The following is a 12,681-nucleotide window of genomic DNA, read 5'->3' on the forward strand; positions in this document are numbered from 1 at the left end:
GGGCCTTGTGAACAGGAGTGTCCACAAGACCCCAACATTTATTATAGAACCAAAAAAGGCGCACGTATAGAACCATTCTTTGTAATAGTTCTAAAACATGCGCCTAAACAGTCAATCATTCGGCTTAAATCAGTATATCCTGTTTGCAACAAAATGTCAATCGTAAAATAACCTCCAGACATAGAAATCAGCTCCTATATCCAGAGGTTGTTCAGTCCCCTATGGTACAAACTCTTTTTTCTAAAAAGAGTCTAATTAAATCCGGGGATTTGGGTAAAATACGACTCTGTCCCCCAGTACCCGCGCCCAGAGCGGGCCCACAGGAGATTTTTTCAAACCTATGGGGGTACCCTTTTTTCAATTTTCAAACCTCGGCGTTTTTTCCCACCAAAATCGTTTTATTTCGGCTAACGTATTTCCTTCATTTCTGGTCAATTGTCAAACTCCGACGGTTCTCCCTATTCACGCTCTGCGATGTTTTTCATTCGCCGCAGCAAATCGAGAATCAGGTCTTTCATGGCTTCTATCGACAAAGATCCCTGGTCGTTGGCGTGGTTGATGTTGTTCCGTTCGATACGAATTTGCCAGTAGTTGTAAAGGATTTCCAAGGTCGCTCGGACCGGCCGCACATAGCCAGCTTCGCCATGGTTCATCAGTCGTAAGTAATTGGCTTGACGATTGTTCCAATTGTCATCCTCGCAGTAGATGCCGAAAATATAGCCCTCAGACGGCTCGTTACTCCCCGGCAGAACGCCCTTTTCTAAGGCTTCATCGAGCCGGTACTTCTCAGAAATCACATCATCTTCCGAATTTTCATGATCCGCCGAAATCACGTCGTCTCCCAAAGTTTCATCGGCTGTCGAAGATGGGGTGGTTTTTACCGTTTCAGCAGCTGAAATCCCTTCAGAAGGCAGGTCATCTTCGCCCCCTTCAGGAGACTGCAGCAGAATCTGAAACAATTCATACGGTGCCATTTTCAGAAACTCATAGACATCTCCCATCTCACGGGTTTTGAAGTAGTCTTCTGCAGTCCGAGTAAAGTCCGGATCTTCTGCAGCTTGGCGGTACATGGCCCATAAAGTCGTATAGATTCTTGGCAATTTTTCTTTTAATTGCCCCAATGTCAGCAAGTCTCTTTTCAGGTCGTAGAGAGCGCGATGACAGGCATTCAATTCTTCCAGCAAGGGCTTAAAGGGTTCGGCCTCATCGGAGAAAAACTTCGAGACGGAGGAAAACTTGCCCGTGCATTCAAAGACTCGGACCATGGTATGCTTTCTCTGTTCCCGTCTCTCCCGATCCGTTTGTTCCGATCGTTCTTCTTTTTGGGGAGCTTCATGGTCTTCTTTCGAGGCTTCTTTCTCTTCCCCCTGGCCGACGGTAAGGTCGTTCAAAAAATACTGCTGCCACGTCTGGTAATTCGCCTTTTGCCGATTACATTCGGCGATGATGGAATCTTTGACAGGATAAAAGATATGCCGGCCCACGATTTCACCGGGGATCCATTCGCTGCACAGGGTCATGGCTTGTTGAAGGCAGCCTTTTTCGACGCACCAGCGGATGATATCGAAGTTGGTAAAATCTTCTTTCAGGAGAGAGCCGTACTCCGACTTAAATACTTCCAAGATGCGCAGAAAGATTTTTTCCTGCAAAGAGACGGCACCGGCCTGTTCAAAGTTCTTCAAGGCTTCCTGGAGTTCCTTAGCCAGGAGGGCTATGTCCCCGGTCCGGCAGATGCGGACGGCATCGGTAAAATCGCCCATCGTCTGCAGCAGCATCTTCGTTTCCGCCGTCTGCTTCGCCCCTTCCATGTAGGCCATGATTTCACAGGTGCTGCCGAAATTGATGAACTCATCGGCGCCGGAGATGAGGTTAAACATACGGTAGATGTCGGTTACGTTTTCGACTTGCTGCTCATGGCGGTTGGAATAACGAACGGACGTCGTCCGAATGCCGCCGTATTTCAAGAGCTGCATGACCGACAGCAGCATCATCGACGCATGGCGAAAGCCGCCGGTAACATCGACATGGAGTTCGACGTCTTCCGGCTGCCACGACTGTGCTTCTATAAAGGTACGGATGGTGTTGGCCATCTCGAGGGCCCGGCGAATACTTTCCTCGGTCTGACTCCGTTCATCGTAATCGATGCGGATACAGTGGGCGGCAAAGGATTGCACCCGCTCGCGAAACAAGGCTTCATGAGTCATCGTACGCTCATCGCCGACTTCGTCGATATAGCTGATTTCTTCCTGTGTCTGCTTCGTTGAAAAGTAGAACAGGCAGTCCAGCCGCTCTCCCTGCTTTTGTAATAAGTCGGCAGTCCGGCGAACGGCTGATTCGTTCGTTTGAACGCAATATATCATCGTCCCGTCAGGGTTCTTATAACGAGAAAAGGATAAGGTACGGTCGGGATTCAAGTGGACTTCGCTTAAAAACAGCATCATGATATGCTTCATCGATTCACTCCCCTTTACGGTATGGTCCCGGCTTCAGCCATCGTCGTCACGGACTGTCAAAATCAGCGAAGTCGCTTCCTCAATATGCGTCGCCCCCTTAGCTGCAGACGACACGCTGACATTCGCAGAACATCATTTAAAATCGATCGTATAGACGTGATGCCCCGGCGTATGCCGCCCTTCATTGCTGCCAAGAGGCTCGGCAACGATTGCTTTTACGTCCGGCGGTCCGAATTCCAATACGTCTTCTGCCATGAGGCGATTTCGAAATGCCTTAAAAAATGACCGGACCCGCATTTCCTTCACCCGGCCAAAGAGACCATGTTCCTCGACCTGCGGTTCATCGTACACATAGATAAAATCGATTCGATGGTCATAGATATGAGCCATTGTCTTTTTGTCACCGGAGGCTATTTCGATCCGATTCCATTTATCCGTGTAGGTTATTTGAGGACGAGGAAATATTTCGCAGACTTCTTTAAAGGATGCATTCCCGGCCAAGCCTTTAAGATTGGTAATAGTGCAATCGGAGAAATTAAAGGTATATCGCTCTTCTATCAGGATAATGTCATCCGTAAAGGACGCTCCCATAGCCCTTCACTCCCTTCTTCAAGCTAAATAAAGACACGACAACCTCCGGACATAGGAAGCGGCTCCTACATCGGGAGGTCTTTTCAGCCCCCTTACGGGGATTTTTGTAATACGATGCTGGCCCCCGTCCTCGTTCTGAGATTGGAATCACATGCGGTTTTCCTTCGGCCAAGATATTACGCTTATTTATGTTTAGTATACTTTTTCCGATTTTTCTTGTCAAATGAGTCACATCCCGTCTCTATCAGTCAGTTAAGCCGATTTTTCAAGTTCAGTCGGATAAAATCACCGTCGGCTAAGGGCGGCCATCCAATCTCCGTAAGAGTCCCGATATTAAGTCTGTAACCTCCCGTGTCGACAGGGTATCTTCGGCGTTGATATGATGAATATGATTACCTTCTACCCGGATTTTGAAGTAGTAGCACAAAATCTCCAAGGCGTCTTTCATCGAAGGCCGATATTGAACGATCCCGTAATTCATCATTCTCACATACTGTTTCTGCCGAATATTCCACGCCGCTTCGGCACGATAAAGTCTCGGTACATCTCCCATAGGAACGGGGATGTACCCTTCCATATTTTCCGGCGGTACCACATCCACAGGAATGAACTTTAAAAGCACTTCCGACGATGCGTGGGCTAAATAATTGCATATATGTTTCAGTCTGCGGCGACTGAAATATGTCGCTTCCGATAGGATCGATGACGATACATTACTATCCGTAAGGTACATGGAACGGAGGACAGCATACGTTTTAGGACAAATGCTCCTTATCGATAAAGGATCGATTCCTGCTTTTTTCATATCCGCCAGTAACTTCGATCCGATAAACAAGTCATCTAACAACGGCTTCAGTTTGGCCGTCGCTTCAGGATAGTGCTTCGAAATGCGATCGGTCGGCTCATTCTGTCCAAAAAGGAAGAGGACCTTACGCCAAGCCTCTTCCTCATCGGGAAGGGCCGTCTGCCTACGCAAATTTTTAGGCATATAGGTATTGATAAAATAATGCTCCCAAGTCTGATACTTTTTTCTCATTTGATTGCATGTGTTCTGAATATCAGGACGAATCGGATAAAAGATATGCCGGGCTACGATGATCCCGGGAATCCATTCGCTGCACAAGGTCACAGCCTGCTGAAGACAGCCTTTTTCGACACACCAGCGAATGATATCGAGGTGGGTCACCTTTCCCTTCAGGAGGGACCCGTATTCCCTTTTAAAGAAGGTCAGGATACGCAGGAAGATTTTTTCCTGCAGGGAGACGGCCCCGGCCTTTTCAAAAGCCTTCAAGGCTGTCTGAAGCCTTCTGGCCAGGGGTGCAATTTTCCCGGTCCGGCAGATTCGCACGGCATCGGTAAAATCACGCATGGCTTGGAGTAAGGCCGCCGTTTCCGCCGTCTGTTCCGATTCTTCCATATAGGCCGTGATTTCACGGGTACTGCCGAAGTTGAGGAACTCATCGGTTCCGGAAATGAGGTTGAACAGGCGGTAGATGTCGGTTACGTTTTCGATTGGCTGTTCATGACTGTCGGAAGAAAGGACGGCTGTCGTCCGGATGCCGTAGTATTTCAAGAGCTGCACGACTGACAGCATCATCGAGGCATGGCAAAAATCGCCGGTAACATCGGCGTAAATCTCGACGTCTTCCGGCTGCCAGCCCTTTTCTTTCAGAAAGGACCGGATCGTGTCGGTCATGTCAAGGACTGGGCGGACGCCTTCCGCCGTCGGGCTCTGTTCATCGTACTCGATGCCGATACAGTGGGCTGCGAAGGGACGTATCCGTTCAAGAAACAGGGCTTCATGGGTCAGGCATCTTTCTTGGCCAGCGGCATCAGTGTATCGGATCGTCTCTTGTGTCTCCTTGGTTGAAAAGTAGAACAGGCAGTCTAGCGGTTCCCCCTGTTGCTGTAAGGAAGCGGCCGTCCGGCGAAGAGCCGCTTCCTGAGGCTGAACACAGTCAATCACCGTTCCATCAGGAAGCGTATAGGGAGAAACGGATAGGCTGCGGTCCCGATTGAGCCGGACTTCTCGTAAAAACAACAGCATGATATGCTTCATAGCTTCACTTCCCTTTTATTTCATCAGTCTTTCCGGGCTACACCGAATCGCCATCGATGGCTTCTATATCTTTTGAATCGACGGGCTCTTTCTTTTCTGACAAGGCCAAGGGGTCCTTATGGGACAGCAAGTTGTCCTGTCCGCCAGTCAAATTGGGGATGTTTTTTTCTTCCAGATTGATGATTTGCTGGTTTAAATGCGTCAACATTTCAAGGGTAATGCTGTTAGCCTGATCGATGAGCTTATTCTTATCGGCTAAGATGCTGTCGACGATTCGGTTCTGCCGCTCTTGTATCGTTTTAAACTGTAAAGAGATATGCTCCATATGGAGTACCGTATCGTCGTCGATCCGCTTTTGATACAAGGCATAGGCCGGCGAATCCTTCTCATATTTTGCTAAGATATCTAAGAGCTTCGGTAATTTTTCAGTATTATAGATATCGTTGTCCCGATTAATTTTTTCATTCAATTGATCGTACATGACTTCGACGTCATGAATGACGGATAAGGAGCCTTTTTCAAGGATAAGCAATCGCTTTTGGGCAATGTCATTGAGCTGCTTCTGCATTTCCGTGATTGTCTCAGCCACTCTTTGGAAGCCTCGTACCTGAGCCTCTTTCAGCGCCAGTTGGGATTGGGTTTCATACTGCAGGATTTCAATTCGTGCCTGTTTAATCCGGTCTACCCGTTCGTTTTCAAGATGGGCCAATTTCACCTTCGTTGAGCTCTCGATTTGTTTACTCAGATCTACTCGCTCGTTTTTAAGCTGGGCCAATTTTACCCTTGTCCTATTTTCAATTTCGGCAATCTTGACCTTGTCCGGTTCGTAATTATAGGAATGAGTCGTTCTTTCGCTGCTGCCGCCGAAAAGCCCTTTAAAGAAATTACCGACTGAACTGAAAAATCCCATACTTTCTTCCTCCTCATTGGGCATCCTGCCGGAAAAGAATCGCTCCACCTGATGGCTCCGATAAGCCCCCAAGGTGCAGGCATTGGCAAAATGCTCGCAGTTATTAAAGATAAGATGATATCCAGAATCACCCAAACAAAATCGGGCATATTGGACAATTTGCTCAACGGCATAGAGATCACTGAACTCGTCATCCGTATAGTCCTTCACTTCCAGCGTACCGCCGGCAAGAAAACGGGCCAGCGACGTCTTGATAACGCGGCACTGGGACCAATCAAGGACGCTGTCGTCGCCGGTACCGGTAAAATGGATGACTTCCTCGTCTGAAACATAGATGCCGTGATGAGCATAGAGACCGTCATAGCGCTTGACCCGGATATGGTCGCCCTTGACGGGGCGCCGGCATTCCCATTTTTCAGACTCGCAACTAATGAATGTACCGAGTACAAATATAGGGAATACGCCGTCATTCCTGATAAATCTGCGTACCAAAATATCGCCTCACTTTTGATAGACATTTGATGCCAATTCCTTACGCATTTTGAACATCAGGGAATCATACTGCTTTTCCCGTTCTTTCTGGGCCTTGCTGTATGCCGCGACATCGTTTAAGAAGGCAGCATAATTGCGCTTCTTCAAATCGGCAAATTCATGCAGTACTTTTTCAGAAATCTGGTCCAGGCTGCAGTCGGATACAAATTGAAGAACCGCATCGATCTGAAGGTTCCACAAAGGATAGGCCCATTTCAAGATGGTGATTCGGTCTTCGCTTTTTGGGCAGGAAAAGAGAATCTTGGAAACAGCCTCTTGAAAAGCCAGGGTCCGCTTGTATAAGTCATTTTCAGCAGCAAATTTATCCTGCAGGTCTCCGCCAGGCTGAAATGCATATTTCTGATAGATACCCTTCCGTTCTTTCAAGAAGAAGTCGTCGATTTGCTGTTTATAGGCTGCCAGTTGGTCCATCAGCTTTCCTTGGACGAATTCATTCTTCTCATCTAGGACCAATTCTTTCAAGCTCCAGGCAACGAGGGGTTCCATCCCTTCTTCAATTTTTCGGCGAAGGCTCTGCCAGTCCTTGTACCACGCGCTCCAAACTTCCGCTTCGATGTCGTCCTCTTCGCAGAGGTGCTGCAGTTCTTGACGCCGCGTCGATTTGAATACCCGGTAATCATCGCTCCAAGACTGCCACAAAGCGATAGCTTCTTGGACTAATTCCTTATGGGTTTCAAAATATTCAATTTTGAGCAAGGCCTTTTTTATGATCTTAGCCGTATTTTCAGCAATGAAGGAAAAAGATGGTCGGGGTTCCGCATCCAAGGCGGCCCAAGCCGTGAGGGACTGCTCATCGGCATCTAAGTCGTCGAGCCGCTCTTCCAATGCATCGGCCTGTTCCTTGACGGAGATTAATTTTTCCTTGACCTGATTCATATCGAGGGAGAAACGCTGGCAGAAGAAGTGCTGCCGCCTTTCCAGCAAGGCATTTTCATCTGCAGTCAGATGGGGATCGGCCTCGTATTTTCGGGACAAGGTCAGACTGATGACGTTGAACTCGCGTATAATGTCGTCCTTCAGGCCTTCGTATTCGTCTAATTTTTCCAGCAGCGTCCCAATCCAGCGCTGGATTGCCGTATAGTACTGGATAAGCGAAGTGTCGATAGCCGACACATCGTAATCGCCCAGCATATCATGATAGTCGAAAGTTTCTGACAAGGGAATAAGCGCACTAATCTGCCCAATGCGATCCTGTAAATCCGCCATCAAGTTCGGTGTTTCAAAGTATACCTGATGGTATAATTCCGTAATGGAATCATCCGTAAAGATGGGTTGCAGTCCATGTCGTACAAAGAGATCCAGCGTAAATTGGAGGCGTTCTTTTTCTGTATAAGCCTTGTTATCGACCGCAACGTCGTCTTTATAGGTTGAACCCGCGACGAGAATAGGACTATAGGGAATTACACTACCTTTGTCAGTGTTAAAGGGATAAAAATTCTTGTCGAGGTCAACGCCTCGTATTGTATCACCAGTTCGATAGAGCCAATAACGACGATTTAATATACGATCGCCACCCCCCTCTCGAAAAGGAAAGGATGGGTCTGAAATAATGGCTCTAAGCGTATCAAAGAGGGGCAATTTCCAGTCCGCATAGCCGTCGCCATCAAAGGCTTGAACGACCCTTTCGGCTTCGCGTTTGGCATAATCGCCGCCCCCACCCTTTTTACAGCAAGGGAAGTGCTTCAGATTGGCCCATAGATATCCTGTATCTCTGTCAAAGAAGACCTTCGGCTTATTTTTAATGAAGAACCAGCGCTGCTTTTTGATGGCGTCTAAAATTATGTTGCGGCTGTCATTATATAGCCGATTCGCTTCACCGTTCATGACTTGAAGTTTCTCCTTCACGGCAGCAATTTCATCTTTTTTCCGTCCTTCTCCGACCCCATCCAAACCCTTCAATCTCTCCAGCAGTCCTTGCTGATTCGCTAATAAGGTTGATAATTCTGACATGCTAAGTCCCCTTCCTATGATAGCGTGCAAAAATCGAACATTTCTATATGTTATAATTTCTACACTTATTCTATATAATCCTGCCAAGAAATTGAGCTTATTTGAGTTCCTTTTTCATATGTCCGTAAAGCTTTCTTGCGAAACTTACAGTCGGCCTATATTCGTAAGTTTTATTGAGTTATGATAAATCCGATGTCATAGCATTATACAATATATAAAGAAAACACTCCCTTTGAAGACGCTTGCCGGAACCTCTGGTATCTATCCGCTTCAAAGGGAGTGTCTCTATGTTACGTTCTTATGATTTTGAAAAACCTTTCATAACTTATTTACGTTTCGCAGCACGTACCCGTTCTACCGTCGGGTTGCCGTCTTTGTCGGTATGAACGGTGTCGACGGTGAACCGTTCTAATTCAGGAGCAAATTCAGTTAGAATCTTGTCCGAAAGGGTGGCTCCGTTGACCATAGCCCGATACAGCATGGCGGCAAATTCATAACGCGTCATGGGGCGGTCGCCGTCAAATCTTCCGTCAGGATAGCCATGAATCATGCCGTTTCCGGCCAGGGTGGCGACGTATTCATACGCCCAGTGATTCTGGGGAACGTCCGGGAAGAGCTGGAGCTTCGATGTATCGATTTTGCGGCCGGCATTGGAGTCGAGCATGGCTGACTTCATAGCTTCCAGTTCACGGCGCAGGTCTTTGATTTCCTTAGCCATGGCTACGCGGGACGTGGAAATGCTGTTGCCCTGACCAAACTTAATGGATACGCCGGCATTCACCATGTTGTTGCCATTGCCGACGGTTCCGCCGACGCTGAACATGGTGTCTTCATTAGGACGATAGAAGGCACCGACGGCTACCGAGTTTTCACCGCGGTAGTTGCCGTAACCGGCGGAGAAATCCCATTTGTCATCGGGGTCAAAATCGAGCGGATGAAGGGCTGCTAAGGCGGCAGCACCGGCACCAACTTCATCGATGCGGTTGTCCAGTTGATTGACCTTATTGTCCAAGTGGTTAATGGCCAGGCTGTTCTGGGCAACCTGCTGCTGAACGCCTTTGAGCTGGCTCACATTGACGGCGTCCGTATCGGCTTCACCGGCTTTGACATTGGTGATTTTTTGATTGTTGGCATTGATGCCGTCTGTTGTGATATACGTATTTTCACCGACGGCAATACTTTGAGAAGCCGTGATACTGCCATCATTGGCGTTGATGTGAATCGTGTTGGTTCCGTCGTCGCCCGTCAAAGTAATGTCGTTGGCAAGAGATACGTTATAGTCCGCTTCCTTGTCGTCCGTGGCTTCCGTTTTTTCTACTTTAATGCCGTTACCGGCAGAAACGGTACGATGCTTTCCGGCTTCTGTTGCAGCGTTATCGACGGCCTTGTCCAGGGCTTCAATAGCTTCGGTGACATTCATATCGTTATTGACGACATTGCCTTTGCCGGTTTCATTATCAAAATACTGACCGTCACCGACGATTTCATCGAATTTCTTTTTCGACGCCACATCTTCAATAACGACATCGGTATATGTGGCATTCCCGTCTTCATCGACACCTTTTATTTTTAAGGTTACTTCCCCTTTATCATCAACGATATAATTACCTCCATCGGGATTGGCAACGAGATGCTGGTCTCGAAGTTGTTGATCCGCTTTCATATCACCCATAGCGGCTTTGAGTTGTTCTTCCGTTGCAGCACGACCAACCATAGCAAAGTCGGAAACATCGAGAGTCTTGTTGGTCAAGCCGGTAATATGACCTACAGCCCCATCTATTTTAATTTTCTTGCCTTCGGCAGAGCCAACTGTGACAATATCATTCAACTTAATGTTGTAATCGGTAATATTCGTAGTTTTATCAGTTGCAGGTGTTAAAACAAAATTATCATCTACACTGACACTGGCATTTTCCGCATTAACTATATATGCCGTTTTACCGCTGGTTTCATCTTTTTCAGTACCAACAGATGCTATATTGGTCCCGGCAGAAACAACCCCACCGGCATTTGCAATTTGAGCCGTTAAATCGTTGGCTAAGTAATAAATCTGCTTACCATTAATAGCATCTGACGAGTTGGGACTAATTCGCCCTTTAGCCACGTTAATGATACGTCGTTTATCACCGGGAGTACCCACTGAAACAACACCATTGTCACCGTCTGCGGCTGAAATATTCCACTTTGCATTATAAAAATCGCCAAGTTTTTCTTTGAAGTTTTTCAACTTTTTACGAGTAAACAAATTACCTTTTTTTACTTCACTAAAACTCCCCAAAGCCACACTATAGTCAGTATCAGCTTCAACCTTACTCCATGCACCGATAGCAGTTGTATAGTCATATTTTGCACTGGCCTTAGAGCCTACGACAGTCGCACCAAAAACATTATCCGGCACAGAGGAATCATAACCACCGATAAAAGAATAATTGGATTCTTTACCAATAGTGGATTTTGCACCTATAACAGTTGCTCCTTCACTGCCTGATTGAGCGCTATGCCCTACGGCTGTCGCATATGTAGCTCCACCGGTGATTATAGATTCCCCGCCCAAGGCCACACCATACGAACCGTTAGCATTTGTTTTATACCCGATAGCCAATGTCTCTTTAGCATTATCTATGATAGAAGCCTCACTCCCTATCGCGGTACTATATGTACCGTTAACGTTAGCTTTATATCCTAAAGAAATTGCTTGTTCAACATCTTCATTATCATCTGTGACTTGTGCGGTATAGCCTATCGCGATATTATTAAAGCCTTTAATATTTGAATTTGCACCCAATGCTATCGAACCATCGGACTCATCATTAAGCGTAGTATTGGCCCCAATAGTGATACTCTCATCAGAGCCTGTACCTATATTAGACTTAACACCTATAGCAATACTGTCATCAGACTCAGTTCCAATATGAGACTCGCTGCCAATAGCAACCGTCTTCTGTGCTGAATAATCAATTTTCGCCTTATGCCCAATAGCAAGGGAGTCATTAGATGTCCCTTCGATTGATGCATAATCACCTAGAGCAACAGCATACCAACTCTGAACTGATGCTCCATAACCAATCGCTGAGCCATACGATACTTTATCCGTAACCTTTGAAAAAGACCCAATAGCCATACTATGCGAAGAATCGTTACCAACACTCGCTTTTATGCCCCCAATAGCAATAGCGTGATCCGATTCAGTTCCGATTGTTACATCTTTACCTATCGCGATGCCTTCATCTGCTTCATCATTAATTTTAGTATTACCAGAACCTATAGCAATGGAGTCCTCTGATTTATCTCCGATGGCAATACCCGGGCCTATAACGATGCCTCTGCCTGAACCATCACTATCATTGCCCATTTTAGACCACGCACCAATTACAATACTAGCAGGCGATTTATTACTAGCCTCAGACCCGATAACGATTGAATAGTTACTGCCCGGCGATGTCGAAATTTGTTCAGCTTCTTCTAAGGATGGGCCATTTTTTGCCTTATACCCGATAATAACTGACTCATTTGTGTTGAAGCCGAATTCCATACCGTTACCAATTGCTACGGAGTCTGCTATATACGAAGTTACTTTGTTATCATTGCCAATTAAAATTGTACTATTGATTTCTTCAGCCGATGTATTTCTACTCCCCAGAATTAGTGAGTTACGATAGTCCCAATAACCAAGAGGTTCATTGGTAAATAATTTATTATCATTACCAATAATCCATGAGGATTGTAATGATGAAATCGTGTTTCCATCACCGATAACATAGTTACTTCCAGTATCTATACCTAATTCATTTTCATCACCGATAATATCATTATTAGCGGTATGTACTTTATTACCGTCCCCGACAACGGTGTTATCCTTCGCTCCACCGCCCATCGTATTTTCCGTGTCGATGTGGGCTGTGAAGTTGCCATTGGAATCAGTTGCCGTCGTCCAGCTTCCGTTGGTGGCGGCGTCTGCCATACCACCGGTGCCAGCCGTCAGAGCAACCACGGCGAGAACGGTTGCCATTTTCTTGGTGACTTGGCCTCCCGATTGTTTTCTGCTACTTCGAACCAATTCGGACACGACGACATATCGATGTTTTACATGACTCCAAATAACCTTATAAATCCTATTCATAATAAACGTCTCCTCTCTCATGATTATTAGTATTATGGGATTGGTA

General features: G+C 46.5%; 6 protein-coding genes. All 6 read right to left on the bottom strand.

Annotated features, from left to right (window positions below; translation table 11 throughout):
- Positions 1-458 precede the first annotated feature (458 nt).
- Positions 459-2,453, bottom strand: coding sequence for a TM1812 family CRISPR-associated protein (locus tag QZQ46_RS03375; RefSeq protein ID WP_296826828.1), 1,995 nt, complete (start codon positions 2,451-2,453; stop codon positions 459-461).
- 132 nt (positions 2,454-2,585) lie between these two features.
- Positions 2,586-3,044: a hypothetical protein gene (locus QZQ46_RS03380; RefSeq protein WP_296826830.1), complete on the bottom strand. Its 459-nt coding sequence runs from the start codon at positions 3,042-3,044 to the stop codon at positions 2,586-2,588.
- Between the two features lie 295 nt (positions 3,045-3,339).
- Positions 3,340-5,103, bottom strand: a complete 1,764-nt coding sequence (locus QZQ46_RS03385) for a TM1812 family CRISPR-associated protein (protein WP_296826832.1) — start codon at positions 5,101-5,103, stop codon at positions 3,340-3,342.
- Positions 5,104-5,140: 37 nt separating this feature from the next.
- On the bottom strand, positions 5,141-6,505 hold the full coding sequence (locus tag QZQ46_RS03390; RefSeq protein WP_296826834.1) for a lecithin retinol acyltransferase family protein: 1,365 nt from the start codon (positions 6,503-6,505) through the stop codon (positions 5,141-5,143).
- A gap of 9 nt (positions 6,506-6,514) precedes the next feature.
- The gene (locus QZQ46_RS03395; protein ID WP_296826836.1) at positions 6,515-8,515 is read right to left on the bottom strand and encodes a hypothetical protein; all 2,001 of its coding nucleotides are present in this window, start codon (positions 8,513-8,515) and stop codon (positions 6,515-6,517) included.
- 325 nt (positions 8,516-8,840) lie between these two features.
- Positions 8,841-12,635, bottom strand: a complete 3,795-nt coding sequence (locus tag QZQ46_RS03400; protein ID WP_296826838.1) for an ESPR-type extended signal peptide-containing protein — start codon at positions 12,633-12,635, stop codon at positions 8,841-8,843.
- Positions 12,636-12,681 lie beyond the last annotated feature (46 nt).

The organism is uncultured Megasphaera sp. (genome assembly GCF_900539295.1).
Classification (GTDB): Bacteria; Bacillota; Negativicutes; order Veillonellales; family Megasphaeraceae; genus Megasphaera.

Excerpts from the sequence above, each read along its gene's own strand:
- QZQ46_RS03380 (WP_296826830.1), bottom strand. The coding sequence starts at position 3,044 with ATGGGAGCGTCCTTTACGGATGACATTATCCTGATAGAAGAGCGATAT.
- QZQ46_RS03395 (WP_296826836.1), bottom strand. The coding sequence starts at position 8,515 with ATGTCAGAATTATCAACCTTATTAGCGAATCAGCAAGGACTGCTGGAG.
- QZQ46_RS03400 (WP_296826838.1), bottom strand. The coding sequence starts at position 12,635 with ATGAATAGGATTTATAAGGTTATTTGGAGTCATGTAAAACATCGATAT.
- QZQ46_RS03385 (WP_296826832.1), bottom strand. The coding sequence starts at position 5,103 with ATGAAGCATATCATGCTGTTGTTTTTACGAGAAGTCCGGCTCAATCGG.
- QZQ46_RS03375 (WP_296826828.1), bottom strand. The coding sequence starts at position 2,453 with ATGAAGCATATCATGATGCTGTTTTTAAGCGAAGTCCACTTGAATCCC.